At 65.4% G+C, this 26,380-nt stretch carries 23 protein-coding genes; 10 read left to right on the top strand and 13 right to left on the bottom strand.

Annotated elements, in window-relative coordinates; all coding sequences use genetic code 11:
- The first annotated feature begins 28 nt into the window (after positions 1 to 28).
- Together BMZ21_RS15640 and BMZ21_RS15635 are read left to right on the top strand one after the other, a co-directional pair.
- Positions 29 to 580 carry a biliverdin-producing heme oxygenase gene (locus BMZ21_RS15640; protein WP_091836193.1) on the top strand — a complete coding sequence of 184 codons (552 nt, stop codon included), beginning with the start codon at positions 29 to 31 and terminating at the stop codon, positions 578 to 580.
- The gene (locus BMZ21_RS15635; RefSeq protein WP_091836192.1) at positions 577 to 3,117 is read left to right on the top strand and encodes an HWE histidine kinase domain-containing protein; all 2,541 of its coding nucleotides are present in this window, start codon (positions 577 to 579) and stop codon (positions 3,115 to 3,117) included. Before BMZ21_RS15640 ends, BMZ21_RS15635 begins: the two co-directional genes overlap by 4 nt.
- A gap of 3 nt (positions 3,118 to 3,120) precedes the next feature.
- Here BMZ21_RS15635 and BMZ21_RS15630 read toward each other — a convergent pair whose 3' ends face one another.
- Positions 3,121 to 4,002: a type 1 glutamine amidotransferase gene (locus BMZ21_RS15630; protein WP_091836191.1), complete on the bottom strand. Its 882-nt coding sequence runs from the start codon at positions 4,000 to 4,002 to the stop codon at positions 3,121 to 3,123.
- A 113-nt stretch (positions 4,003 to 4,115) separates the two neighbouring features.
- On the opposite strand from BMZ21_RS15630, the gene BMZ21_RS15625 reads away from it, so the two are divergent.
- On the top strand, positions 4,116 to 5,024 hold the full coding sequence (locus BMZ21_RS15625; protein WP_244543867.1) for a DMT family transporter: 909 nt from the start codon (positions 4,116 to 4,118) through the stop codon (positions 5,022 to 5,024).
- Between the two features lie 235 nt (positions 5,025 to 5,259).
- Here the strand turns inward: BMZ21_RS15625 and BMZ21_RS15620 are convergent, their stop codons facing one another.
- The 4 genes from BMZ21_RS15620 to BMZ21_RS15605 all read right to left on the bottom strand — a co-directional run bounded on the left by BMZ21_RS15620 (position 5,260) and on the right by BMZ21_RS15605 (position 7,134).
- The gene (locus tag BMZ21_RS15620) at positions 5,260 to 5,538 is read right to left on the bottom strand and encodes a hypothetical protein (protein WP_091836189.1); all 279 of its coding nucleotides are present in this window, start codon (positions 5,536 to 5,538) and stop codon (positions 5,260 to 5,262) included.
- A 22-nt stretch (positions 5,539 to 5,560) separates the two neighbouring features.
- Positions 5,561 to 5,827, bottom strand: a complete 267-nt coding sequence (gene rpsU / locus BMZ21_RS15615) for a 30S ribosomal protein S21 (protein WP_091836186.1) — start codon at positions 5,825 to 5,827, stop codon at positions 5,561 to 5,563.
- Positions 5,828 to 6,018: 191 nt separating this feature from the next.
- On the bottom strand, positions 6,019 to 6,228 hold the full coding sequence (locus BMZ21_RS15610; protein WP_091836184.1) for a cold-shock protein: 210 nt from the start codon (positions 6,226 to 6,228) through the stop codon (positions 6,019 to 6,021).
- Between the two features lie 261 nt (positions 6,229 to 6,489).
- Complete coding sequence (locus BMZ21_RS15605; RefSeq protein WP_091836181.1) at positions 6,490 to 7,134, bottom strand: GntR family transcriptional regulator; 645 nt, start codon at positions 7,132 to 7,134, stop codon at positions 6,490 to 6,492.
- 149 nt (positions 7,135 to 7,283) lie between these two features.
- Here BMZ21_RS15605 and BMZ21_RS15600 point away from each other — a divergent pair, with 149 nt between their 5' ends.
- Together BMZ21_RS15600 and BMZ21_RS15595 are read left to right on the top strand one after the other, a co-directional pair.
- Positions 7,284 to 7,946 (top strand): flavin reductase family protein, encoded by a 663-nt coding sequence (locus BMZ21_RS15600; protein WP_091836179.1) that lies wholly within the window; start codon positions 7,284 to 7,286, stop codon positions 7,944 to 7,946.
- Positions 7,947 to 8,005: 59 nt separating this feature from the next.
- On the top strand, positions 8,006 to 9,325 hold the full coding sequence (locus BMZ21_RS15595; RefSeq protein WP_091836177.1) for an MFS transporter: 1,320 nt from the start codon (positions 8,006 to 8,008) through the stop codon (positions 9,323 to 9,325).
- Positions 9,326 to 9,501: 176 nt separating this feature from the next.
- Here BMZ21_RS15595 and bla read toward each other — a convergent pair whose 3' ends face one another.
- The 5 genes from bla to BMZ21_RS15575 all read right to left on the bottom strand — a co-directional run bounded on the left by bla (position 9,502) and on the right by BMZ21_RS15575 (position 15,494).
- Positions 9,502 to 10,506 (bottom strand): class A beta-lactamase, encoded by a 1,005-nt coding sequence (bla, locus tag BMZ21_RS15590; RefSeq protein WP_091836175.1) that lies wholly within the window; start codon positions 10,504 to 10,506, stop codon positions 9,502 to 9,504.
- 178 nt (positions 10,507 to 10,684) lie between these two features.
- Positions 10,685 to 12,274, bottom strand: a complete 1,590-nt coding sequence (gene serA / locus BMZ21_RS15585; RefSeq protein ID WP_091837083.1) for a phosphoglycerate dehydrogenase — start codon at positions 12,272 to 12,274, stop codon at positions 10,685 to 10,687.
- Between the two features lie 185 nt (positions 12,275 to 12,459).
- On the bottom strand, positions 12,460 to 13,638 hold the full coding sequence (locus tag BMZ21_RS15580) for a phosphoserine transaminase (protein WP_091836172.1): 1,179 nt from the start codon (positions 13,636 to 13,638) through the stop codon (positions 12,460 to 12,462).
- 123 nt (positions 13,639 to 13,761) lie between these two features.
- The gene (locus BMZ21_RS31145; protein WP_167561647.1) at positions 13,762 to 14,403 is read right to left on the bottom strand and encodes an MAE_28990/MAE_18760 family HEPN-like nuclease; all 642 of its coding nucleotides are present in this window, start codon (positions 14,401 to 14,403) and stop codon (positions 13,762 to 13,764) included.
- Positions 14,400 to 15,494: a DUF262 domain-containing protein gene (locus BMZ21_RS15575; RefSeq protein WP_091836170.1), complete on the bottom strand. Its 1,095-nt coding sequence runs from the start codon at positions 15,492 to 15,494 to the stop codon at positions 14,400 to 14,402. The genes BMZ21_RS31145 and BMZ21_RS15575 overlap by 4 nt, the downstream gene beginning before the upstream one ends.
- Positions 15,495 to 16,202: 708 nt before the next feature.
- On the opposite strand from BMZ21_RS15575, the gene BMZ21_RS15570 reads away from it, so the two are divergent.
- Both BMZ21_RS15570 and BMZ21_RS15565 read left to right on the top strand, forming a co-directional pair.
- Entirely contained in the window at positions 16,203 to 16,547 is a 345-nt protein-coding gene (locus BMZ21_RS15570; protein ID WP_091836168.1) for a hypothetical protein, read from the top strand.
- A gap of 319 nt (positions 16,548 to 16,866) precedes the next feature.
- Entirely contained in the window at positions 16,867 to 17,130 is a 264-nt protein-coding gene (locus tag BMZ21_RS15565; protein WP_091836165.1) for a hypothetical protein, read from the top strand.
- Positions 17,131 to 17,304: 174 nt separating this feature from the next.
- Here the strand turns inward: BMZ21_RS15565 and putA are convergent, their stop codons facing one another.
- Positions 17,305 to 20,397: a bifunctional proline dehydrogenase/L-glutamate gamma-semialdehyde dehydrogenase PutA gene (putA, locus tag BMZ21_RS15560; RefSeq protein WP_091837081.1), complete on the bottom strand. Its 3,093-nt coding sequence runs from the start codon at positions 20,395 to 20,397 to the stop codon at positions 17,305 to 17,307.
- 113 nt (positions 20,398 to 20,510) lie between these two features.
- Between putA and BMZ21_RS15555 the strand changes: the two genes are divergently transcribed.
- The 3 genes from BMZ21_RS15555 to BMZ21_RS15545 all read left to right on the top strand — a co-directional run bounded on the left by BMZ21_RS15555 (position 20,511) and on the right by BMZ21_RS15545 (position 23,975).
- Positions 20,511 to 20,984 (top strand): Lrp/AsnC ligand binding domain-containing protein, encoded by a 474-nt coding sequence (locus tag BMZ21_RS15555; RefSeq protein ID WP_091836163.1) that lies wholly within the window; start codon positions 20,511 to 20,513, stop codon positions 20,982 to 20,984.
- A gap of 185 nt (positions 20,985 to 21,169) precedes the next feature.
- A complete protein-coding gene (locus BMZ21_RS15550; protein ID WP_244543866.1) occupies positions 21,170 to 22,234 on the top strand; it encodes an ABC transporter substrate-binding protein in 1,065 nt (354 codons plus the stop codon).
- Between the two features lie 124 nt (positions 22,235 to 22,358).
- Complete coding sequence (locus BMZ21_RS15545; protein ID WP_091837077.1) at positions 22,359 to 23,975, top strand: acyl-CoA synthetase; 1,617 nt, start codon at positions 22,359 to 22,361, stop codon at positions 23,973 to 23,975.
- On the opposite strand, the gene BMZ21_RS15540 is transcribed toward BMZ21_RS15545, so the two are convergent.
- The gene (locus BMZ21_RS15540; RefSeq protein ID WP_143079720.1) at positions 23,947 to 25,032 is read right to left on the bottom strand and encodes a GNAT family N-acetyltransferase; all 1,086 of its coding nucleotides are present in this window, start codon (positions 25,030 to 25,032) and stop codon (positions 23,947 to 23,949) included. The genes BMZ21_RS15545 and BMZ21_RS15540 overlap by 29 nt on opposite strands.
- Positions 25,033 to 25,235: 203 nt before the next feature.
- Positions 25,236 to 26,372, bottom strand: coding sequence for a CobW family GTP-binding protein (locus tag BMZ21_RS15535; protein ID WP_091836157.1), 1,137 nt, complete (start codon positions 26,370 to 26,372; stop codon positions 25,236 to 25,238).
- Positions 26,373 to 26,380: the final 8 nt, after the last annotated feature.

Genomic DNA, 26,380 nt, shown 5'->3' with positions numbered 1-26,380 from the left:
TTGGCTCGCCGCCCCTTCTGTGGCGGCGATGACATCGACCTCGCTTCGCCTTCACCTCCGTGACCACACGCGCCAGGCCCATGAGGAGCTTGACCGGACCATCGGCCGGCTCGACAGCGCTGGTGCCTATCAGAGCTTTCTCAGGGCATCCTATGCGCATCGCCAACCGGTGGAGCACTATCTCGCCGGCGCCGACTGGCCGGCTTCGTTCGGCACCTGGCGCCCGACCGCGATCGCACCGCTGATCACGGCCGATCTTGCCGATATCGGCTCCAGGCCACCGGACATACGCCCCTTCCACCTGTCAAAAGACATAGCCTCGCTCGTCGGGGTCATCTACGTCCTTGAAGGCTCGGCCCTCGGGGCAAAGCTGATCAGGCGCATGGCAGGCGCCCTCGGCTACGACGAGAACCATGGCGCGCGCCATCTGGTGCGGCAGGAGCGGCTGGGATCCTGGCGGGATCTGCTCGCTATCATGGAACGTCTGGAGAGCATCGACATGGCGGTGGCTGTATGCGCCGCCGAAACCACCTTCGAGCAGGCGGCCACCGCCATGCGGGAGAACGGATTCGGCCGATGAGCACAGTCGACCTGACCAATTGCGACCGGGAACCGATCCACATCCCCGGCAGCATCCAGCCGCATGGCTGCATGCTCGTCTGCGACGAGGAGGCGGTGGTCATCCGCCGCCATTCGCTCAATGCCGCCGACTTCCTCGGCTTGCCCGAGGGCAATCTGGTCGGGCGGCGGCTCGAAGAGGTCATGGGCGGCCAGCCGGTTCACGAATTGCGCAACGCGCTCGCGCGCTCGGGGACGCCGGCGCGGGCCGGCTTGATGCCGAAGATGATCTTCTCGGCATCCGACCAGCCTTTCGATGTCAGCGTCCACCGCTTCAAAGGCAATGCCATCATCGAATTCGAGCGGTCGGCGCCAGACGGGACGAGCTCACCGCTCGAATTCGCGCGCACGCTGGTCGGGCGCCTGTCGAGCGCGTCCAACCCGCGCGACCTGATATCGAGCGCGGCCCGCCTGCTCCGGGCGGTGCTGCAGTACGATCGGGTGATGATCTATCGCTTCGCGGCCGACGGCTCCGGCCAGGTGGTGAGCGAGTCCAAGCGCGCCGATCTCGAAAGCTTCATGGGGCAGCACTTTCCGGCCTCCGACATTCCCAAGCAGGCGCGGCAGCTCTATCTGCTCAACCCGATCCGGCTGGTCTCCAATTCGAGCGGCGAGCGCTTCGCGATCGAGCCGGTGCTCGACGAGGGCGGCGAGCCGCTCGACCTGTCTTATGCGCATCTGCGCAGCGTCTCGCCGATCCATTGCGAATATCTGCGCAATATGGGCGTCGCCGCGTCGATGTCGGTGTCGATCATCGTCGACGGCGAGCTCTGGGGGCTGATCGCCTGCCACCATTACACGCCACGCTCGATGTCGATGAACCAGCGCATCGCGGCCGAGATCTTCGGCGAGTTCTTCGCGCTGCAACTCAGTGCCCTGACGCAGAAGCAGGCGCTGGAAGCGATCGACCGGGCGCGCGCCTTCCTCGGCAATCTCCTTGCCTCGGCCTCGCACAGCACCGATGTCGCCGGTTTCCTGCGCGCCAATCTAGACGAGTTCCGGCAATTATTGGCGTGCGACGGGCTCGGCCTGCTGATGGAAGGGCAATGGTCGTCGAACGGCTCGGTGCCGCCGGCCGAGTTCGTGCCGGAGCTCGCCGGTCATGTCGGCATGATCTCGCCCGGCGCGGTCTGGAGCAGCGATTGCCTGAGCGCATCATTGCCGAATGCGGGCGTCTTCAGCGCCGAGGTCTCCGGCGTGATCGCCGTGCCGCTTTCGCAATTGCCGCGTGACTATCTCTTCTTCTTCCGCCGCGAATTCGTGCAGACGATCGAATGGGGCGGCGATCCCAACAAGACCTACACCTCCGGCCCGCTCGGCGACCGGCTGACGCCGCGCCAGAGCTTCGCCGTCTGGAAGCAGACGGTGGAGAAGCGTTCGCGTCCGTGGACGCAGATCGAGCGCGAGCTGGCGGAATCGGCACGCAGCGCGCTCGTCGAAGTGGTGCTGCGCCAGGGCGAATTGCTGGCCGAGGAGCGCAAGAAGGCCGATCTTCGCCAAAAAATCCTCAACCAGGAGCTCAATCACCGGGTCAAGAACATCCTCTCGGTGATCAAGTCGATCATCTCCTATCCGCTCGGCGACGAAGTCGCGATCGCCGCTTATGTCGAGACGATCAAGGGCCGTATCGAAGCATTGTCGCTGGCGCATGACCAGGTCATGCGCAGTGCCGGCGGCGGCGCGCTCAGGGCGCTGATCGAGGCCGAGCTCGGCCCGTACAAGACGGCGCCCGGACGTCTGTCGATCGCCGGGCCCGAAGTCGCGCTCGACTCGCGCGCCTTCTCGGTGATGGCGCTGGTCATCCACGAGCTTGCGACCAACGCCGCGAAATACGGCGCGCTGTCGCGCGAGAGCGGACAGCTCTCCTTGAGCTGGGAGCGGGACGAGGATGGCAGCTGCCGCTTGCTTTGGTGCGAGCGCGGCGGCCCGCCTGTGAGTGCGCCGACGCGCGAGGGCTTCGGCAGCGTTCTGGTCTCGCGCAGCATTCCGTTCGATCTGGGTGGCAGCAGCGAGGTCTCGTACCTGCCGGAGGGCGTCGAGGCGCGCCTCGCGATTCCGGCGGTGTTCGTGACCTGGCTTTCGACGCCGGCCGCTGAAGAGGCGCAGACCGAGCGCGCACCCGATGAAGCGCTCCTGGATGAAGGCGAGCCGCTGGCCGGCAAGACCGTGCTCCTCGTCGAGGATCAGTTCCTGATCGCGATGGAGGTCGAGGAGATGCTGCGAGGGCTCGGGGCAGGTGAGGTCATCTCCTGTGCGAGCGTGCGCGAGGCACTCGCCGCGATCGGGCGGCGCAAGCCGGAATGCGCCGTGCTCGATGTCAGCCTCGGCGCCGAAAACTCCGACGCGGTGGCGCAGCGCCTGCGCGAGCTCGAAGTGCCCTATATCTTCGCGACGGGCTATGATGCGGTACCGTCCCTGGAAGCTGGCGTACCGGCCCTGCGCAAGCCCTATACGCGCGCGGCGCTGGCGAGCGCGCTCGCCGCCCTGAGCCGCGGCTGAGGATTAAGCGCGCCCGCGGACGCTCGCCTGCGGCTTGACGCGCATTTCGAGGAAGTTGCGCAGCTCCGTCACGCGCTTGACCGGATCGAGCACTTCCTCGTCCAGCCCAAGTCCCCATGCGAGGTCCTTGCGGGTGGCGTCGGCGTCGAGCGCATCGAGATCGGCGATCCAGGCGGCCGCGGCGGCCTCGTCCTTGCGCAGGCCGCGCTCGATCAGGGTCCGGCTGTGCCGCCGCAGGATCGTGGCGATCAGGCGCAGGGAGAATTCCGGGTGGTACTGCACGCCCCAGAAGGTGCCGCCGTCCTGGCGAAACTCGGCGGCCTGGATCGGGCTCATCGCATTCGAGGCCAGGATGGTCGTGTCGCTGGGCGGGACGACGATGCTGTCGAAATGGATCGCCGGGGCATCGAACGCGGCAGGCCGGCCGGCGAGCAGTGGGTGGCGAGCGCCGGTCGCGTTGACCGTGATGCGGCGGGCGAAGCCGATCTCGAGACCGTTCGGATTGAGCGCGACCGTGCCGCCGGCGGCGACGGCGCCGATCTGGATGCCCCAGCACGAGCCGAAGCAGGGCGTGCCGCTCTTGTAGATCGCTCGCATCAGCTCGATCTGCCGGGTCACAGCGGGCTCGGGGCTGTGGATATGCAATGAAGACCCGGTCAGGGCAATGCCATCATAGGCGGACAGGCCGGCGCCGTCGGGCAGGTTGGCGCCTTCGTCGGCAGGCAGGCAGATATCGGTGATCAGCGAAGGCTCGATGCGGCGCAGTTCCGCGGCATAGGCCTCCGACGGCGTCGCGCCGGCGTCGCGGATGTACTCCTCGCGCCCTTCGCGCTTGTAGCCGTCGACGACGAGGACGCGGAGCGGCTTGCGGCTGAACACGTTCATGAGGTCCTTGGCACGTTTGCGTGCGGCGACGGGCTGTATTGCGCCTCCTCTCATAGGAGAAGCGCTGTGTGCAAGGCTATGCAAGCGCTCCGCAGACATGAGGATCATGCGTCTTGCAGCCGGCAGCCTCCCTCCCGCAGCGTTTCTGGGCAAACGCCTATGTGCTGCTGACGCTGACCACGCTGATGTGGGCCGGCAATGCCGTGGCCAGCCGGCTCGCCGTTGGCGAGATCGCGCCGATGACGCTGACGGCGCTGCGCTGGGTCTTCGTCTGCACCGTCATGCCCTACCTGTTCCGCCGGGGCCTGCGCGAGCATTGGCCGGCACTGAAGGTCAACTGGCTCAAGGTGATCCTGCTCGGCGCCTTCGGCTTCACCGGCTTCAACACGCTGATGTACATCGCGGCCTATTCGACCACGGCGATCAACATCGGCATTCTGCAGGGCTCGATCCCGGTCTTCGTGCTGCTCGGTGCCTTTCTTGCCCTCCGCACGCCGATCGGCGGCCTGCAGGCGCTCGGCGTCACAGTGACGATCGTCGGCGTCCTGGTCACGGCGAGCCGAGGTGACTGGCACGTCCTCTCGCAGCTCAGTTTCGTACCGGGCGATCTGTGGATGATGATCGCCTGCATTTTCTATGCGGGATATACGGTCGGTATCCGCACGCGCCCGCCAATGCCCGGGCTGATCTTCTTCACTGCGATGGCGATCGTCGCATGCATGGTCTCGCTGCCGCTGCTCGGGGTCGAGATCGCGACCGGCAAGGCTTTCTGGCCGACGCCGAAGGGCTGGCTGATCCTGGCCTTTGTGGTGATCGGCCCCTCGATCCTGTCGCAGCTCTTCTTCATGCGCGCGATCGAGCTGATCGGACCCGGCCGTGCCGGCGTCTTCGTCAATCTCGTGCCGGTGTTCGCGCCATTGCTCGCCGTCGCGATCCTCGGCGAGCAGCTTGCGCTTTATCACGGACTCGCGCTGGCGCTGGTGCTCGGCGGCATCTGGATCGCCGAACGCAGGCCGCGCTGACATCGCCCCGGGGCCGCATCGACTGCCACGCGGGCATCGCGCATCTGCTGCCGACCATGACGGGATCGAGCCCGGCTGGAAGGATGCGCCGGGAGCTGCAGGGAAGGGCGCCTCCTGGCATGGGCCGGGGCGCGCCTCGAGCAGCTATCCTGCCCGGCTCGAAAGCCAGCCGAGACAAGACCGGGATAGCGACTATTGCGCTGTTCTGCGACGTCGAGGCTGCGCCGCCGGAGAGTCAGCGCGCGGCGCTGGCTTTCCCGACGGTGCGACGGGCGGCAGGTTTCTTCGTCGCCACTGGTTTCGCCGCCAATTGCTCGGCGGCGGTCTGTGCGTCTGCCGCCTCCTTGGCCAGACGCAATGCGCGCAGCCTCGCGGTCTTCTCGGCGACGGCACGCCGCTCGGCCTGAACCGCCGCCATGGCGTTCTCGGCTTCCTGTCGCCGCTGCTCGGTCTTGGCGAAGTTCCGTTCCGCGCGAAGCTTGGCCTGCTCGGCGGTCAGTCCTTTTGTTGCCATGGCAGCGGCTCCTTTATGAGGATCAGGACGCGACGGCTGCCGGACGCGGCGGGCGGGCCGGACGCGGCTTCGGCTTGGGAGCGGGGAGCAGGCCTTCGCGCTGCGCCTGCTTGCGAGCGAGCTTGCGGGCGCGGCGGATCGCGTCGGCCTTCTCGCGAACGCGCCTCTCCGACGGCTTCTCATAGGCCGAGCGCCGCTTCATCTCGCGAAACACGCCTTCGCGCTGCATCTTCTTTTTCAGGACGCGCAACGCCTGGTCGACATTGTTGTCGCGGACGAGAACCTGCATTCGGACTTACCTCTCGTGAAAGCATCTGGTCGAGACGTGTGGTCGAAACGCCTTGACCGAACATCTCTTGAAAACAAAAAAGGGCCGGGTAGATCCCGACCCTTCCTGAGCTACCCCGCGTGGAGCGGGCCTGGCGCCAGTACATCCGTGGTCGCCGGCCGCTGATCTCTCACGCTGGACAGCGCGTCAGCTCACTCGGCGCGCAGATTGTCGGCCGACATCTTGCCCGAACGCTTGTCCTGGACCAGCTCGTACGAGATCTTCTGACCGTCGCGCAGATCGCGCAGGCCGGCGCGCTCGACGGCGCTGATGTGGACGAACACGTCCTGGCCGCCATCATCCGGCTGGATGAAGCCGAAACCCTTGGTGCCGTTGAACCATTTCACAGTACCGTTGGCCATAGTCATATTCCTTCTTGCGGTTGGCAATTCACGCGCAGCCGCATGCCACGCATGTTTTCGATTTGAGCAGGAAGGTCGTCAGCGGTGCGCAAAAATAGCGCGGGCCAATTCGTTCGGCCTAGATCGAGCACTACAAATGGGGGTTTGTCCTTCATTTGTCAATGCAACTTTCCCGTGCATGACTGATCTGGCAGCGACCGAACGCCTAGCGCTGGAGCGACGAGGAGCCGATCGGAGGCTTGCTGTTGCCGGTCGCCGCGGTCAACTGCGCGATACGGCCATCCGCGCGACGACGGACAGGGCGAATTCCACCAAATAGCTGTTGAGCGCCAACGAGGCTGCGGTGGCTGCGGACATGTCCCTCGCGGCGATCGCTCGCAGAATAGCCTGATGCAAAAGCTTTCCGTGGACGATCTCCTGCTGCTCGTCCCTTACATGCATGATCCAGAAACGCCGGGAGAGGGTCTGCAGCGGGACCATCAGCGCTTCCAGATAAGGGTTACGCGCGGCCTGGATGATCAACGCATGTGTCTGGCGAACGGTCTGCGAGTAGTCGCGAAGGTCGAACTCGCCATCCAGCGCTGACGACAGCGCCTCGATCTCGCGGATGTCTTTCGCCGAGGCCCGGCTGCAGGCGAGTTCGACCGCCAGGACCTCGACGACGCGACGCACTTCCAGCCCGCTGAGCTGGTCCTCGACAGAAATCGCCGGTATCTCGATGCCCTTGTTCGGGTGGATCTTCAGCATGTGGTTGAGGGCGAGGCGCTGGATCGCCTCGCGAACCGGTGTCCGGCCGAGTCCGGTCAGATCCATCAGGCCGCGTTCGGACACCATCGATCCCGGCTTGAGAGCGCCTTGCTCGATCAGGCTCTCGAGGGCGCCGAGCGCCTGCTCCGACTGGTTCATCCGGCCTTTCCATAGCGATGGCCGTGCCCGGTCAGGTACGGCGAATCCCAGGAATCTCGATAGCCGATTTCACGGGCTTTCCAAACCGTGATCCATCCGATATATCGGTGGGATATTATTTGAATGCCACCAGACAGCCGGGATGCGCCATGAAGTACTCTCCCCAGATCGAGCCGAGCCCGCTGCCCTATTCGCCGTTCAAGAGTTGTACCGTGCCGCGGCCGATCGGCTGGTTGTCGAGTGTCAGCGCGGCCGGCGTCGAGAACATCGCGCCTTACAGCCAGTGGCAGAATCTGACCTTCGACCCACCGATGGTAATGTTCTCGGCGAACCAGTACCCGGACGGGCGGCGCAAGGACACGGTGCTCAATGCCGAGGAAACCGGCTGGTTCGTCTGGAACATGGCGACCTACGATCTGCGCGAGGCCGTCAATCTGAGCGCAATGGCGCTGCCGCCGCAGGAAAGCGAGTTCGATCGCCTGAGCGTGACCCGGGAGTATGCGGACAATGCGCGCATCCCGATGGTCCAGGAAAGCCCGGTCAAGTTCGAGTGCCGATATCTCAGCACGCACCGGATGAAGGGCAACTCGGCGGTCGGCACGATCGATATCGTCTTCGCCCAGGTCGAGACGATCCATATCGACGACAGGTTCATCACCGCGGACGGCAAGCTCGATATCGCAGCGATCAAGCCGATCGCCCGCCTCGGCTACTTTGACTACGCGGTGGTGAAGGAAACCTTCGAAATGCGCGTGCCGGGAGCGGACGCCGATGCCCGCTTCGGCCTCGAAGGGCGCGCCGCCAGCCGCTAACGCACCGCGCGCAACGTCGCGCCGGACACCAGCAAACATCAAATAAAAGAGGGGTCACCATGTCTGACATCGCTGCAACAGGCGAGCTTCGTCCTGCCGTATCCCGGCGAATGAAGGATCTCGTCGCCGTCAATTTCGGCAACACGCTTGAATGGTTCGATTGGGCGATCTACACGATCTTCGCGCCCTATTTTGCGCTCCAGTTCTTTCCGTCGGCCGACAAGTCGGCGGCCCTGCTCGCGGCCCTCGCCGTCTTCGCCGCCGGCTTCCTGACCCGCCCGCTCGGCGGCTTCCTGTTCGGGCTCTATGCCGACCGCGTCGGTCGCAAGAAAAGCCTGACGCTGGCGATGTTCATCACCGCCGGCGGCAGCCTGGTCATCGCCTGCGCGCCGACCTTCGCGACAGTCGGGCTTGCGGCCTCCGTCATCCTGCTCGTGGCGCGGCTCGCCCAGGGCATCGCGCATGGCGGCGAGATGGGTACATCCGTCACCTATCTGGTCGAGCGCGCGCCGCGACATCGGCGCGCTCTCTATGGCAGCACGTCCTGGATGAGCGTCGTGCTCGGGACCATGATCGCGACCGTCACCGGTCTTCTGCTCAATGCCAACCTCGATCGGCCGGCGCTGGAAAGCTGGGGCTGGCGTATTCCCTTTGCGCTTGGTGGATTGCTCGGCCTCTATGGACTTTATCTGCGGCGCAAACTCACCGAGACCGACAGTTTCGAGCAGGTCAAAGCGCAGCGCTCCGACACCGCGAGCGGACTGACGCCGCTCGTCCGGAACTGGCGTGGCGTTGCCGTCGTCTTCGGCCTTTCGGCTGGCGGCTCGATCATGTTCTACACTTGGCTGATCTACAGCCCGACCTTCGCGCAGATCAATCGCGGGCTCGACGCCAAATCGGCGTTGACCGCCAGCCTGATCGCGCAGGCGGTCTTTCTCCTCGCGATCCCGATCGTGGGCTGGCTCGCCGACCGCTTCGGGCGGCGCATCTTCATCATCCTGTTCGGGGTCGGTTTCATCGCCGCGACCTTCCAGCTCGACGCGCTCATCACCAACAGCTTCTCAGGCCTGCTGACGGCCATGATCTGCGCCTTGCTGATCCTGGCCTGCCTGTTCGGGGTCAACACAGCGGTGTGGGCCGAGGTCTTCCCGACCGAGGTCAGGGCAACCGGAGTAAGCGGGCCACTCTCGCTCGCGACCGCGATCTTCGGTGGCACCGCTCCTTATGTGAACACCTATCTCTCGCAAGCGGGCGAGCAGCGGCTGTTCCTGGTCTACCTGATGGTGGTTTCAGGGATCACCCTGATCACCGGCCTGCTCATTCCCGAGACCCGGACGCTTGACCTCGACCGACCGGATACCGGACGCCTGTCCAATTAGGGGGGATCACGGCGGGCTCTCGGATTCAGAGACGGGTGCGCCGATCAGATTGGTCAAACCTGACCGGATCCGCCTCCAGAGCATTTTCGAGCGAGTGGGCACCGGTTCGCGTAAAGAAAACGTGATGGGACAAAGACTTAGAGCATTTCCGCGATTCGGAGAAACGGGTGAGTGCGCTAGCGCAGGCTCTCCACCGCCAGCTTCGCGACCGCCTGATGCGCCGCCTCGCGCTCCTTCTCGCCGACCTGGGCGCCGGCGAGATAGACCGCGATGGCGAAGCGCCGCCCATCCGGCAGGGTGACGATGCCGATATCGTTGGTGGCGTGGTTAAGCCCGTCGGCGCTCGGCCCGAGGCCGGTCTTGTGGGCGAAGCGCGCGCCTTTCGGCAGGCCCGCCCTGATCCGGTTCGGGCCGGTCTTGGCCTCCAGCATGATCTTGTCAAGCAGCGCGGCGTTTGCCGGATCACGCAGCCAGTTGCCCTTGGCGAGGCCTTCGAGGAAGGCGATCGAGGCCTCGGGCGAGGCGGCGTCGCGCTTGTCGGTCAGCGTCGCCTGCAGCCGCTTCTTGCGCTCTGCGGCGGGTATAGCGCTGATGGCGGCGTAGAACTTGGCAGTGTCGATCTGCTGGTCCCAGCCATAGCCGGGCAGGCCGAGAATCTCCGGTTGGAAGACGCGCTCGTAGCGGTCGACCGAGATGCCGGTGACGCCGCCGTCCCTGAGCAGGGCTGTCAGCGCCTGCGGCCCGCCGATCAGGCGCAGCAAGAGGTCGGCGGCGGTGTTGTCGCTCTCGGCTGTCGAGCGCGTCAGAAGCTCGCGCAGCGGATAGTCGTTGCGCTCGCCCTTGAAGCCCTTGGCGAGCGGGCTGTGATAGAGCGAGAGATCGTTGCGGGTGACGGTGATGGGCTGGTCGAGCTTGAACTTGCCAGCCTCGACCGCCTGCAGCACGCCGATCGCGAGCGGCAGCTTGAACACGCTCTGCAGCGGGAAGGGCTCGCCCCCGCGATAAGTCCAGCTCTTGCGATCCTTGAGGTCGATCAGGCCGACGCCGATGCGGCCCTTCGTGCCCTGCTCGATGGTCTTGATGCCGGCATCGAGCTTGGCCTTGTCCCAGTCGGCGAAGGCCGGGGACGCGGCGAGGACAGCAAGGGCAGTGGTGCAGGCGAAGGCACGGCGGGTCGGCATGAAAAATCCCCTGTGGTGGCGCCACAGGGGAGGGCGATTGCGGCGTGGGTAGGGCCACCACCGTCATGCTCGCCCTTGTGGCGAGCATCCACGCCTTGAACACCGCATGCGCCGCAGTGAAGCGAAGACGTGGATGGTCGGGACAAGCCCGACCATGACGAGATGACAAGGCCAGCCCTCAGAACTTCAGCCTTCTCGCCCGCTTGACCATCGGGATCTCGTGGATCTTGGCGAGCAATTCGTCCGAGACCGGCTCGTCGACGGCGACATAGCAGATCGCGTCGCCGCCCGGCTTGTCGCGGCCGAGATTGAAGGTCGCGACGTTGACGCCGGCCGCGCCGAGCAAGGAACCGAACTGGCCGATGAAGCCCGGCTTGTCGGCATTGCGGACATAGAGCATGTGCGGCGCGAACTCGGCGTCGACCTGGATGTCGCGGATCTCGATGATGCGCGGCTTGCCGTCATGGAAGACCGTGCCCGAAGCATGGCGCGGCATGTCCTCGGCCTCGACGACGATGCGGATGACGCTTTCGAGATTGCCGGCGACCTCGCGGGTCAATTCCTCGACGACGATGCCCTTCTCCTTGGCGACCATGGCCGAGTTGACCATGTTGATCTCGGGCAGGAAGGGGCGCAGCACGCCGGTGATCGCCGCCGCCGAGATCGCCTTCAGGTTCAGGCTGGCGACCGCGCCCTCGTACTCGATGCGGATGCCCTTGACCGGCGCTTCCGTCAGCTGGCCGAGGAAGGAGCCGAGCTTTTCGGCGAGGTCGACGAAGGGCTTGATCCGCGGCGCTTCCTCCGCCGAGATCGACGGGAAGTTCACGGCATTGGTGATCGCGCCCTTCAAGAGATAGTCGCTCATCTGCTCGGCGACCTGCAGCGCGACGTTCTCCTGCGCCTCATTGGTGCTCGCGCCGAGATGCGGCGTGCAGACGACATTGTCGAGGCCGAACAGCGGGTTCTGCTCGGCCGGCTCGACCGAGAACACGTCGAAAGCGGCGCCGGCGACATGGCCGGACTTGATCAGCTCCGCCAGCGCGGCCTCGTCGACCAGCCCGCCGCGGGCGCAGTTGATGATGCGCACGCCCTTCTTGGTCTTGGCGAGGTTCTCGGCCGAGAGGATGTTCTTCGTCTTCTCGGTCATCGGCACGTGCAGCGTGATGAAGTCGGCGCGCTTCAGCAGGTCCTCGAGTTCGACCTTCTCGACGCCCAGCTGCACCGCCCGCTCCGGCGAGAGATAGGGGTCGAAGGCGATGACGCGCATGCGCAGGCCGATGCCGCGCTCGGCGACGATCGAGCCGATATTGCCGCAGCCGATCAGGCCGAGCGTCTTGGCGGTGATCTCGACGCCCATGAAGCGGTTCTTCTCCCACTTTCCGGCCTGGGTCGAGGCATCGGCCGAGGGGATCTGCCGGGCGAGCGCGAACATCATCGCGATGGCGTGCTCGGCGGTGGTGATCGAGTTGCCGAAGGGCGTGTTCATCACGATCACGCCGCGGCTGGTCGCGGCCGGGATCTCGACATTGTCGACGCCGATGCCGGCGCGGCCGATCACCTTCAGCTTCGTCGCGGCCTCCAGCAGCTTGGCGGTGGCCTTGGTCGCCGAGCGGATGGCGAGGCCGTCATAGTCGCCGATCACGGCGGCGAGCTTGTCCTTGTCCTTGCCGAGGTTCGGATCGAAGGTCACGTCGATGCCGCGATCTTTGAAGATCTGGACGGCGGCGGGGGAAAGGGCGTCGGAGATGAGGACGCGGGGCTTGGTCATGGCAGCCTCCATTCCCCTCCCCCTTGTGGGGAGGGGTTAGGGGTGGGGGTGGAACGACTGGGTGCAGCCGAATGCGGAGAGGCGCGACGGCTCGATCGGCGTCGCGCAAAATGTCCAAGGGGCGAGCCCGCGGTTGCGACCCCCACCCCTGCCCCTCCCCGCAAGGGGGAGGGGTTAGGTCGCGCTTACGCCGCCTTCTTGCCGAGCGAGGCCTTCGCCTCGGCGAACGCGTAGGCGATCCACGGCAGCAGCGCCTTGAGGTCGCGCGACTGCACGGTCGCGCCGCACCAGATGCGCAGGCCGGGAGGGGCGTCGCGGTAATGGCCGAGATCGTAGCCGGCGCCGGCCTTCTCGATGATCGAGACGACCTGCTTGGCGAAAGCCGCTTGCGCCTCGGCCGGCAGCGCCGTCACCGCCGGGTCGGTGAACCTGAGGCAGACCGAGGTGTTCGAGCGCGTCTTCGGCTTGACCGCGAGGAAGTCGATCCAGTCGTTCTCGCGCACGAACTTGGCGATGACGCGGGCATTGCCGTCGGCGCGCTTCACCAGGCCGTCGAGCCCGCCAACCTTCTTGGCCCAGGTCAGCGCATCGAGATAATCCTCGACCGCGAGCATGGACGGGGTGTTGATCGTCTCGCCGGCGAAGATGCCCTCGGAGAGCTTGCCGCCCGAGGTCATGCGGAAGATCTTCGGCAGCGGCCAGGCCGGCTTGTAGGTCAGGAGCCGCTCGACCGCGCGGGGCGAGAGCACGATCATGCCATGCGCGGCCTCGCCGCCGAGCACCTTCTGCCAGGAGAAGGTGACGACATCGAGCTTCTGCCAATCGAGCTTCTGGGCGAAGGCGGCCGAGGTCGCGTCGCAGATCGTCAGGCCCTCGCGGTCATCGGCGATCCAGCTGGCGTCGGCGACGCGCACGCCCGAGGTCGTGCCGTTCCAGGTGAAGACGACGTCGCGGTTCCTGGTGTCGACCTTCTTCAGGTTCGGCAGTTCGCCATAGGGGGCGGTGAAGGTGCGCACATCCGCCAGCTTGAGCTGCTTGGCGACATCGGTGACCCAGCCCTCGCCAAAGCTTTCCCAGGCGACCATGTCGACGCCGCGGGCGCCTAACAACGACCACATCGCCATCTCGACGGCGCCGGTGTCGGAGGCCGGCACGATGCCGATGCGGTAATCGGCCGGAATCTGCAGGACCTCGCGGGTCAGGTCGATCGCGAGTTTGAGCTTGTCCTTGCCGACCTTGGCGCGGTGCGAGCGGCCGAGCGCCGCGTCGGAGAGGGCCTTGAGGGTCCAGCCGGGGCGCTTGGCGCAGGGGCCGGACGAGAAATGCGGCACGCGCGGACGCGCTGCCGGAATCGTATTCGCCATCGATGTCTCCATCCTTGCAGATGGGCGCGCCGCGTTGGGGCGGCGTGTCCCGTCGATGGGCGTAGGATGGGAGGGGGAGGGGAGTCAAGCGGGCTGCTTCCGGGAGCGGGCTGCTCGTAACTCTTAAGCGGCTGCTTTGTATTTTTGGTTTATCGCTGCGTTGACTACCGTATTATGTAGCGTTGTCATAATAGTGAATGTCGTATCTCGTCGCTTTAGAAATGCATCGAGTGACGGAGCCGCTCCGCTTCCGTGAGCGATTTCATTGCGAGAGTCGCACAATTCTTTGTCGATGAATTCAGAATGTAGCATCAGCTCGCTTGTATCTAGGCCGCACGAAAGCATTAAATCCTCTAGAGCGTCTGATCTCAAATTCGATTTTGTGCTTATCCTTTTTCTAAATGGATCCTTATTGGTCGAATCCATGCGTTTTATAATTGAGTTAATGGCATCGATTCCATTCTTAATTCCACCATTTTGTATTGTTGACATACTTGGAAATGAAGACATGTAAAGAAATGCTGGAGATAATTGCCTGAATTTTAGTTTTCTATAAGATACGTATTCAAAATATCGTACAAAGCATTCTCGACCGAACCCTTCCCAGTGAGCATATAAGAGCGGAACGCCGGCTCTAATAATTGCTTTTTGCGTAACCTCTGTATTTGATTTCAACAGAGTTACTAGAGACGACATTTCGCGCCTTCTCCAAACTAGCTCGGAGTCGAGTATGCTTTGTAGGTCGTCGATTGTCAGTGCTCTCATTTGGAAAACCAATCTTTTCCAAATGGAATCGTTTTCTGAATTCGATCCGTTCCGCGTAATCCTGCCCGCGTAAAATCCATCACGTCAGCGCGCGGCCATAAATTTCTTATTCTATTAAGGACATAGGTTTTTTTATCTTTCTTCTTCTGGATCGATGAAATGTTTTGAGCAACACCGAGAAAGATTGTTTCGAATGCAGCCTGCCCAACTTTTCCTTGGAATCTTCCATCTTTGAAACGTCGAAGCGCGTTATCTTCGCCAATTCTGCTAAATAAATCTAGGGTTTCTTCAAATGTATCTAGCATATCTCCTATATCTTCTTCGCTTTCTTCCGAGAGTTCGACGAGGCCATTATCTAGGAATTCTTCAATGTCCCATGCTTTATTATAATCAACATGAATAAATACCAAATATCTCGTCAGGTAATCAAGCATCGCTTGATTTTCCGTGAGTCGATCGGATGGTTTCATGATATTTATAAATCTATCGTCGTATGCAAGCTGTTTCATTCTCCTAAACATACCCTTGTTTAGCATAAACAGAATGCAATTACGTAACTCTTGAGCTGTTGCTGTCGAACCGTGGCTATTCAATCTCTGAAATAGATCGTATTTTGCCTTTTCATCGCTGGCTTTCCGGAGTATCTGCAGGCTGATACGTGAGCGCTTTATGGCAATTTGATGCGTCGATCCAATTCCATTTCCTGATTTCGATTTCTCCCATGTTGCTCCTTGAAGTGATGGTAAATAACGTGTGCCTTCGAGTACGGATGGATCGTATAAATCTCCATCTTCTTTCCTAAGAAGACCAGCAAATTCAAGTATGGTTGAAACTCGTTGTAGGCCGTCAATTAATTCCCAAATTCCGTCTTCCAGTTCAAAGACAAATATCGACGGTATCGGAACTCCAATCAGTAAAGATTCAATCAAATGGCTCTTTTGACTTCTGCTCCAACGAAACAAACGCTGAAATTCGGGGCTCACAATTAGCTCGCCATCTCGGTAAACATTCATCAATTCGCCAACAGACATCTCGTAAGAGTCTGTAGCAATTTTTCGAGCGCTTTGCTTGATTTCTGCTTCGAGTGACATTGGCCATCCCAAATCGGCGCGAATCCCGGCTTATGATGTGTTATCAGTATATCTAATGCAATCCACGGTAGGTATCCCATCCGGGGAAGGGGGCTCTCGAGCTTGCGACGCTTCGCGGGAATAGACTGCAATCTTATCCCCGCCCTCCGAACCTCCCGTATACTCCGCCGCATCCCATCCCCGAGGGGCGGCCAACCGGAGGCATGTCGTTTGGCGGGGTGGGTGCGGCGCCTGCGGGCGAGGGTTGCGCCTCGCTCCCGGGAGGCTTCGGGAACCGACCTGGGGACACTACGATCCCTGCGCGAGGAGCTCGCTAGACCGCGCCGGCTCGCACCGGCGTGACAGAAGCGCGGCCCGGAGCTTTCAAATCGCCGCTGGCGGAGCGCCACGGGGCGTGCGGATGGTGGCTCAATCCATCCGCGCCGCGTCCGTAACTCACGGAAGCGGATACCAAACCAGCGCCTCGCGGCGCTCCGCTGCCCCTCACATGCGACAACGCCCGCTGGATCAGCCTGCGGGCGGGGAAAAGCTTGGGCGCGGGAGGCGCGGCGCGCTCCTTCTCCCCTCGGGGGAGAAGGTGGCAGCGCGAAGCGCTGACGGATGAGGGAAGTCCAGCCCGACGCTCAAACGCTCACCCGGTCGTGCCGCCCTCATCCCCTGCCGGACCTTCTCCCCCGAGGGGAGAAGGAGGCTAATCGGAGGAATCCCATGCCCCGTAATCCCGACCATCGTGGCGCGACCAAGGAGGAGTTCGAGCGCTTCCAGCGCGAGCGGCCGATCATGCTGCGCCAGTTCGCGACATTGCTGCAGTGCTGGCGCTTCTGCGGCCGCAAGGATTGCCGGCGGGCGAAGGCCTGTAGTGGGCCGGATAGCCTGCAATGCTCAGGCGAATTCATGCAGGCCCTCTCCGACGAGATGCGCGCGACCTTCCACGAGGCGATCCGCCTGCGCGGCCAGGGCGTCGAGGGCAGGGAGGCCTGGTACGAGGCCGAGCGGCGCATCGCCGGGCACAAGGCGCAGCTCGAGGCGATTCCGCTGCAGGGCGAGAATTAGACGGCGAGGCGCGAACCCCTTCCCCGCGTCGAAGTCGGGTCTACCCGACTTCGACCACTCTGAGTGCTGATCTCGGGCAGGCCCGAGATCAGTGGGGAGGGGCAGGGGTGGGGGTCGCAAAGCTGGAGCGATCTCTCGAACAAGACAGTGCTGTCGCTGCTGCCAGTCGTCTTTCCGGCGAGCGATCGCCAGGCGGCACCACCCCCATCCCCGGCCCTTCCCCACAAGGGGGAAGGGAGTTTGCGTCGAGGTTCCGCGCTCTTTGCCGGCAGGCTGCTATAAGCTCGCCTCAGACCCGATTCACCGGAAGCCCTACGCCATGGCCAGGAAGACACCCGAACAGCTCACCAAGGAATTCGAGGGCCGCAAGGCCAAGGGGCTGGCCAAGGGCGGCGCGGCCTATTGGCCGAACGTGCTGTCGAACGCGGTGCTGAAGCTCGTCGCCAGCGGGGCTGAGTTCAGCGTCGCGGCGCTGGCCGAGCGCGTCGCGCAGGAGGGGCAGGTGACGGACCCGGCGGTCAAGGCCGGCGCCGAGGAAGCGCTGGCGCGGCTGAAGCAGGCAGCGGCAAGGGCGGCGGAGTAGGGGGCGGGGAACCCTTCTCCCCTCGGGGGAGAAGGTGGCAGCGCGAAGCGCTGACGGATGAGGGCCCGTCAGGCGGGGTGAGTGGTCGACGGCTCGCCCGGTCGAGCCGCCCTCATCCCCCTGCCGGGACCTTCTCCCCCGAGGGGAGAAGGGGGCTGCCATGGGAGAAGGAGGCTACTCCCCCATCGCGATCAGCGAGGCGTTTCCGCCCGCCGCCGCCGTATTGATCGTCACCGTCTGCTCGGTGGCGAAGCGGGCAAGATAGTTCGGGCCGCCGGCCTTGGGGCCGGTGCCCGACAGGCCGTGGCCGCCGAAGGGCTGCACGCCGACGACCGCGCCGATCATGTTGCGGTTGACATAGATGTTGCCGGTCGAGAGCCGGTCGACGACGCGCTCGACCGTGGCCTCGATGCGCGAATGCAGGCCGAAGGTCAGGCCGTAGCCGGTCGCCTCGATCTCGGCGAGCACCTTGTCGAGCTGGCCGGCCTTCCAGCGCACGACATGCAGCACCGGGCCGAAATGCTCGGCGGCGAGGTCGGCGACCTTGTCGAGCCTGATGATGTGCGGGGCGACGAAGGTGCCGGGCAAATCCGGCGTCCTGCCGGCATAGGTCACGCGGCCGGCTGAGCGCATCGCGGCGATATGGGCGTCGAGGCGCTCCTTGGCGGCAGCGTCGATCACCGGGCCGACATGGGTCTCGATCTGGCGGGGGTCACCGAGCGTGAGCTCGCGGGCGGCGCCCTCGATCATCTCGACCATCTTGTCGGCGACGTCCTCCTGCACGACGAGCAGGCGCAGCGCCGAGCAGCGCTGGCCGGCCGAGCGGAAGGCGGAGAGGACGACGTCGTCGGCGACCTGCTCGGCCAGAGCGGTCGCGTCGACAATCATGGCGTTGAGGCCGCCGGTCTCGGCGATCAGCGGGACGATCGGGCCGTCCTTGTTGGCGAGCGCGCGGTTGATGGCGCGGGCGGTCGCGGTCGAGCCGGTGAAGGCGACGCCGGCGACGTCCTTATGGGCGACCAAGGCGGCGCCGAGCTTGCCGTCGCCGGGGGCGAAGTGCAGCGCGGTTTTGGGGATGCCGGCCTCGTGGAGGAGGCGGACGGCAAGCGCGGCGATCAGCGGGGTCTGCGGCGCGGGCTTGGCGACGACGCTGTTGCCGGCGACCAGCGCCGCCGCGACCTGGCCGGTGAAGATTGCGAGCGGGAAGTTCCAGGGCGCGATGCAGACGAAGGGCCCACGGCCGCGCAGGATCAGGCGGTTGTCCTCGCCGGTCGGGCCGGGAAGGGCGGTCGGCACGGCGAACTTGGCCTCGGCTTCTGCAGCGTAGTAGCGCAGGAAGTCGACGGCCTCGCGCAATTCGGCGACGGCGTCGTCCAGCGTCTTGCCGGCCTCGGACTGGAGCAGCGCCAGGATCGGGCCGCGGCGGGCCTCCATCAGGTCGGCGGCCTGGCGCAGGGATGCGGCGCGGTTGCGGGCGGGAGTCGCGTTCCAGGCGTGGAAGCCGGCCTTGGCTGCGGCCATCGCCTTCTCGGCGCTGGCGGCATCGCCCTCGGTGACGCGGCCGACCGGATTGCCGTCGATCGGCGAGAGCACGTCGCGGGCGGTGCCGGTCCCGGGCTTGCCGTCGATCAGCGGCACGGCCTCGGGCACGGGCTTGGCGGCGGCGGCGCGGATCTCGGCGAGGAGGCCGGCGAGGCTCTGCGCATCGCCGAGCTCGACGCCGGCGGAGTTGCGGCGCGACGGTCCGAAGAGCTCGGCCGGCAGCGGGATGCGGCGATGGCGGGCTGCGCTCGGCGTCCCGATGATGTCGGCCGGCGGCACCAGCAGCGTCGCGACCGGCACGTCGGGATCGCCGGAGACCGAGACGAAGGAGGAGTTGGCGCCGTTCTCGAGCAGGCGGCGGACGAGATAGGCGAGAAGGTCCTGATGGCCGCCGACCGGCGCATAGGTCCGGCAGGCGAAGCCGGCATCCGACTGCAGCAGGCGCTCATACAGCGCCTCGCCCATGCCGTGCAGGCGCTGGAACTCGAAATTCTCGGCATCGTCGGCGAGCTCGGCGACGGTGGCGACGGTCAGCGCGTTGTGGGTGGCGAACTGGGGAATGATGCGCGGGCGCAAGGCGAGGAGCTGCTTCGCGCAGGCCTCGTAGTTGAGGTCGGTCATCGCCTTGCGGGTGAAGACCGGATAGTCGGGCAGGCCGCGCTCCTGGGCGCGCTTCAGCTCGGTGTCCCAATAGGCGCCCTTGACCAGGCGAACCATCAGCCGGCGGTCATAGGTTTCGGCCAGCGCCGCGATGTGGTCGATCACCGCCGCGGCGCGCTTCTGATAGGCCTGGATGGCGAGGCCGAAACCGTCCCAGCCGGCGAGGGAAGGCTCGGCCATCACCGCAGCGATCACGTCGAGCGAAAGCTCGAGCCTGTCGGCCTCCTCGGCATCGACGGTGAAGTTGAGGTCATATTTTTTGGCCTGGCGGGCGAGCTCGATCACCTTTGGGGTGAGCTCGGCGAGGACGCGCTCGCGATTGGTCGCCTCGTAGCGCGGATGCAGCGCCGAGAGCTTGACCGAGATGCCGGGGCGGTTCGGCAGCCTGTCGTTGCCGGCCGAGCGGCCGATGGCGTCGATCGCGTCGGCATAGGAGGCGTAGTAGCGGTCGGCATCGGCCTGCGTGCGGGCGCCTTCGCCGAGCATGTCGAAGGAGTAGCGGTAGAGCTTGCCCGAGCCGGAACGGGCGCGCTTCAGTGCCTCCTCGATCGTCTGGCCGAGGACGAAATGGTTGCCCATGACGCGCATCGCCTGGCGCGTCGCGGTGCGCACGGCGGGCAGGCCGAGGCGCTTCGAGAGGTTGCCGATGATGCTGGTCGGCGTCTCGCCCGGCTGGATGATGCGGGCGGTGATGCCGAGCGCCCAGGACGAGGCCGAGATCAGGAAGGCGTCGGACTTGGATTCGTGATGGGCGAAGTCGCCCTGGCCGAGCTTGTCCTCGATCAGCCGGTCGGCGGTGGCGGCGTCGGGCACGCGCAGCAGCGCCTCGGCCAGCACCATCAGCGCGAGGCCCTCCTTGGTCGAGAGAGAGTATTCGCGCAGCAATTCCTCGATGCCGCCGAGGCCGACCTTGCGGGTGCGGATCGCGTCGACCAGCGAGGTGGCGCGGGCATCGATCCTCGCCTTGGCCAGGGGATCCCGGCGGCCGCCGGAGAGCAGGCGACCGGCGATCGCGGCATCGTCCTCGGCATAAGGGGCGTGGAAGACGGGCGCAGGGGCGGCCATGAAGAAGGCTCCGGGTCTCGGCGGCGGGATGATCTGCAGAATCATCGCAACAGGGCTGGATATCAATGGAGATTTCGGCGAATATATAGTGATTTTTCCCGCTGGATATTGCTATGGCAGAGAATAATCCGGTTATCGATCGAACCGACCGGCGCCTGCTCGCGCTGCTCCAGAACGACGGCCGCGCCGCCGGCGTCGAACTGGCGGAAAAGGTCGGGCTGTCGCCGACCGCGACCGGCGAGCGGCTGAAGCGGCTGGCGCGCGAGGGCTTCATCACCGGCTACCGCGCGACGCTCGATCCGGTGAAGCTCGGCCTCAACCTCCTGGTCTTCGTCGAGGTTTATCTCGACAAGACGACGCCCGACGCCTTCGAGCGCTTTGCCGCAGCGGTGAAGCGGGCTCCTGAGGTGCTGGAATGCCATATGGTCGCCGGCGGCTTCGATTATCTGGTCAAGACCCGTGTCGCCGACATGAACGCCTATCGCCGCTTTCTCGGCGATGTGCTGCTGGCGCTGCCGGCCGTCCGCGAGACCCGCACCTATGCGGTGATGGAGGAGGTCAAGACCGACGGGGCGCTGCCCTTGTGACTCCTGCAGCACTGCCGCAGAAAAACGTAACCATTTCCGCGATTTCGCCGCGATCTTGCCGTGTTGGCGCTTGACCTGCCGGCTAGGGAAGTCTTGGTTGCTTTGCGTCTCCGGTATGGTGCTCCGTCAGCCCCGTCGGAGAGGTCCTTGCGTCCGTGTCGGCTATGGTCGCTCCGGAGTTTGCCATGTCCGTTGCCATGCCCCTGCCTGGCGCGCCGATCTCCCGGCGCGGGTTCGGGCGTTTCCTCGCGGGAACCGGTGTTGCCGCCTGGGCCGGCTTGCGCAGTGCGCCTGTCGCAGCTGCCACCATCCCGTTGCGCTTCACGCTTGATTGGCGTTTCGAGGGGCCGGCGGCGCTGTTCCTCACTGCCCTGGACAAGGGCTATTTCCGCGACGAAGGGCTGGACGTCACGATCGAGCCCGGGACAGGGTCGCGTGAAGCGATCCCCCGGGTCGCAAGCGGTGACTTCGATGCCGGCTTCGGTGATGTGAATACGCTGATCCGCTTCCGCGACGAGAAGCCGACGATCGATCTCAAGGCGGTGATGATGGTCTATGACCGGCCGCCTTTCGCGATCGTCGGGCGCAAGAGCCGCGGCATCAGCAGCGATCCCAAGAGCCTGGAAGGCAAGAAGCTCGGCGCTCCCGCCGCGGACGGCGCCTTCGCGCAATGGCCGGTGTTCAGGAAGGTCAACGGCATCGACGACGCCAAGATCAAGCTCGAGAATATCGGCTTCACCGTGCGCGAGCCGATGCTGGCCTCCGGCGAGCTCGATGCGATCTTCGGCTTTGCCCACACCTCCGTGATCAACATGAAGGCGCGTGGCGTGCCGGCCGAGGATATCGTAACCTTGCTGATGGCCGATCATGGCATCGAGCTCTACGGCAATGCCGTGATCGTCTCACCGAAGCTGATCGCGGAGAAGCCGCAAGCGGTGCGTGGCCTGCTGCGGGCGATCACGCGCAGTGTCCGCGATGTCGTCGCCGCGCCGGAGGCGGCGATCGCCGGCGTGCTCCAGCGCAATGACGGTGCCCGTCCCGAGATCGAGCTGGAGCGTCTGAAGATGGCGCTCGACCACTATGTGATGACGCCGGGCGTCAAGGCGAACGGCTTCGGCAGCATCGACAAGGCGCGCTGGCAAAAGGGGCTCGACCAGATCGGGCTGGCTGTCTCCTTCAAGGACAAGGCCAAGGCCGGCAATGCCTTCGCCGAAGGCTTCCTGCCGGCGGAGGCCGAGCGGGCGTTCTGACCGGCCGGGCAGTTGACCTTAGGCCAAGGTGACAGCGGCTTTCGGCTTCGCATATCGTGCGCCGCTTTTTGCAAGAGCGGGCGCCGACCGGCGTATGCTCGATCCGTCATCCTGGGCCTGCCGCATGCTTCCCGACATCCGTGACTATGAGCGCCTGCGCGCTGCTTTCCGTTGGCGGATTCCGGAGCGCTACAATATCGGCGTCGATTGCTGCGATCGCTGGGCCGCGGTCGATCCCGGGAAGATCGCGATCCTGGAGGTTCAGCCCGACTGGTCGATCGTGCCGGTCAGCTATGGCGAGTTGCGGGTGCAGTCGAACCGCCTTGCGAATGCGCTGCGCAAGCGCGGTGTCGGCGAAGGCGACCGGGTCGCGATCCTGTTGCCGCAAGGGCGCCTGGTGCCGATCGCACATATGGCAGCCTACAAGCTCGGCGCCATTGCGGTGCCGCTGGCGGCCTTGTTCGGTGCGGACGCGCTGTCCTACCGCCTGCGCGATTGCGGGGCGAAGGCGCTGATCACCAATGCGGCCGGGCTTGCCAAGCTCGGCCAGATCGAGGAGCCGCTGCCGGACCTCGAGCTGGTGATCTCGGCCGACGGGCCGGACGGAAGGGCTGATGGGCTCGCGCGGCTGCTGGAAGCGGAAAGCGATGATTTCGCGCCGGTCGACAGCGGGCCGGACGATCCGGCGCTGATGATCTACACCTCAGGCACCACCGGCAATGCCAAGGGTGCGCTGCATGGTCACCGGGTGATGCTCGGCCATCTGCCGGGCGTTGAGATGCCGCACGAGTTCCTGCCGCAGCCGGGCGACCTGCTCTGGACGCCGGCGGACTGGGCCTGGGCCGGCGGCCTGCTCAACAATCTCCTGCCGGCGCTGCATCACGGTGTCCCGATCGTGGCGCGGCCAGCGGCCAAGTTCGATCCCGATGAAGCACTGCGGCTGATGGCGGATCTGGGCGTGCGCAACTGCTTCATCCCGCCGACGGCGTTGCGGATGCTGCGCGCAGTCGAGAATCCGCGCGGGCGCTATGATCTCAAGCTGCGCACGGTCGCGTCGGGCGGCGAGGCGCTCGGCGCCGAGACACTGGCCTGGGGCCGCGAGAAGCTCGGCCTGACGATCAACGAGTTCTACGGCCAGACCGAGTGCAATCTCGTGCTCGCCTCCTGCGCCGCGATCGGGGTGGTCAAGCCGGGCTTCATCGGCAAAGCGGTGCCGGGCCATGAGGTCGCGGTGATCCGGCCAGACGGCAGCATCTGCGAGCCGGAAGAGGAGGGGCAGATCGCGGTGCGCCGGCCCGATCCGGTGATGTTCCTGCACTACTGGCGCAAGCCCGAGGCGACGGAGGCCAAGTTCATCGGCGACTGGATGACGACGGGCGACCAGGGCTCGCAGGATGCGCAGGGCTATATCCGCTTCGTCGGCCGCGACGACGACGTCATCACCTCGTCAGGCTACCGGATCGGGCCGAGCGAGATCGAGGACTGCCTGTTGCGCCATCCGGCGGTGGCACTCGCGGCGGTGGTCGGCAAGCCTGACGCGCTGCGCACCGAGATCGTCAAGGCCTTCATCGTGCCGAAGCCGGGCTACTCGCCGACGACGGAGCTTGTCGCGGAGATCCAGGGTTTCGTGCGCGAGCGGCTCGCGGCGCATGAATACCCGCGCGAGATCGAGTTCCGCGAGGAATTGCCGATGACCACCACCGGCAAGATCATCAGGCGGCTGCTGCGCGACGCCGGGTGAAAGGCGTCGGGCGGCGCGTAGCTTTCGCCGTCACGGAGAGGCGGACGTCACCGAGGCGCTGCGACAGCGTGACGGCGTTGAGGCCGGGCAGGTCGGCAAGAATCTCGCGCTGGCGGCCGCGGCGGCCGAGCCAGGCGACGAGCTGGGCCAACGGGGCGAAGCTGGCGAAGCGCTCGTCCTGCGCGCCCGAATAGAGCCAGAGGCGCGGGCTCTTGCCGATCAGGATTGCGCCCGCGACCGGCTTGTCGTCGAGGCTCAGCAGGCCGACCCGGCAGCGATGGCCGCGCGCCAGATTGCGGGTCATGGCGCGCAGGAAGGCGCTTTCGCGGATGTCCTGAAGCGCAGCGCCGCCGGCGCGCGCCAGCGAGCCAGAGGCTTCGAGCGCCAGATGGAGCTCGACCATGTCGCGCAGGTCCTGGCGCGAGGCCGATTCGGCAAAGGAGAGCTTGCCATGGCGTGACAGGCCGTGACGCAGGGCCGCGAGATCCGGCGTCGGCGGGGAGGCTGGTGCGGAGGCCGGCTCAATGGCAGCGGCATGGCTGGTGCGCTGGGCTGCCTGCAACAGGCCGTGCAGCAGCGGGCCGTCGAGATCGAGACGGCTCAGCTGCAGGTTCTGCGTATCGGCGAGGCCCCAGCGGCCAGGCGCGTGGAGCAGGGCAGCAACGACGCGTTCCACCTGGTCGATGTCGATCAGCGGCGTGGCGAGGCCGAGCCGGGGATTGTTCCAGCCGATCAGCTCGTCCTGGCCCAGCAGCCTGCGCCTGAGGCGGGCCGGCACGAAGCCGAGCAGGCGGCGTGGCGCGGTGGGGCCATCCCAGAACAGCAGCACGGAGACGTCTCGGAAGTCGACGAGATGCTGCGCGGCGGGCAACGCGAAATCGGGCTCGCAGAACGGGTTCAGCTCGATGGCGCGGCCGGCGAGGTCGCGCCATTCGGTCTCGATGGCGGCGCAGGCAGCGAGCGGGCGGCGCTCGATCGTCAGGCCGGCCGGGCTGGAGACGGCAGTCTTCGGCACGGTCTCCTCCGGCGCAGCCGGGAATGCAGCGAGGTTCGGCATGGCGCAGCCCTTTCGCGGCTCGCCCCGCTTCGGTGCGCTTCCGTGCCGGATCGGCACGTGGACGCGGGGCGGGACAGGGTCTGCGCGTGACGAACCAAGAAGCGGGCCGTCGGGATGTTGAGAATAGCCACTCGGCGTCATTCTGGGCTCAGCCCTGCGGGCTGCCTCGGAAAGACGCAGGAGAGCCCGGTGCTCGGAGCCAGTCAGGCGTGATGGTGGTGGTGAGGCTCGGACTGGGCGGGCGCGGCGCGGCCTAGGAAGGCCGACCAGAGGCGAGCCACCGTCTCTTCTTCCAGATCCCTCACGATCAGGACGAGGCGGGAGCAATGGTCGGTGTCGGGCCAAGCCGGCAGCAGCACCGGCGGGTGCAGGATCTGCTGGACGGCATGGACGAGGAGCGGGCCTTCGGGGTGTTCGGCAAGGGCGACCAGCCCCTTCAGTCGCAGCAGCTTGGCGCCATGGGTCGAGCGCAGCAGGGTCCAGAACAGGTCGAAGGTCGCCTCGCGGATCGGCGCCTCGGCGGTCAGGGTGAAGGCGCGGATGCTGGCGTCGTGGCGATTGACGTCGTGGTGATGATGATGATGGCCATCCCCGCCGTGATGATGGTGGTGCCCGTCGGCGTCGCCATGATCGTGGTCATGGTCGTGATCATCGCCGCCCAACGCTTCCGCTGCGAGCCAGCGGCGCAAGTCGTCCGGGCGTTCGGCGATGTCGTAGAGGCCGGCGCCGATGATCGCTTCGGCAGGGGCTTCGGGCGCGAGGATTTCAATACCCGGGTTGAGGTCGCCCAGCCGCTTGCGCAGCGCCGCGACCGCTGCGCCGTCGGTCGCGATATCGGTCTTGCTCAGAACCAGCCGGTCGGCGGCGACGACCTGGCGGAGCGCCTCGGGGTGGGCGTCGAGCGTGGCCATGCCGTTGACCGCGTCGACCACCGTGACGACGCCGTCGAGCCTGAAGCGCATGGCGAGATAGGGGTGGTTGATCAGCACATTGAGGACCGGCGCAGGGTCGGCGAGGCCGGTGGTCTCGATCACCAGGCGCCTGAACGGCGCTACGCGGCCATTGTCGAGGCGGCGCAGCAGATCCTCGAGCGTGACGATCAGGTCGTCGCGGATGGTGCAGCACAGGCAGCCCGAGGCGAGCAGGATCATGCCGTCCTCGATGCCCTCGACGAAGAGGTGGTCGAGGCCGATCTCGCCGAACTCGTTGACCAGCACGACCGTGTCGGCCAGTGCCGGGTCCTTGAGCAGCCGGTTGAGCAGTGTGGTCTTGCCGGCGCCCAGGAAGCCGGTCAGCAGCGTCAGCGGGATCTGTTCGGGGCGGACGGACTGCTCGGACATCGGTGGTC

The sequence above is a fragment of the Allobosea lupini genome, assembly GCF_900109525.1.
Lineage (GTDB): Bacteria > Pseudomonadota > Alphaproteobacteria > Rhizobiales > Beijerinckiaceae > Allobosea > Allobosea lupini.
Note: the sequence above shows the minus strand (reverse complement) of the source record. Positions and strands in the feature narration are given on the sequence as shown.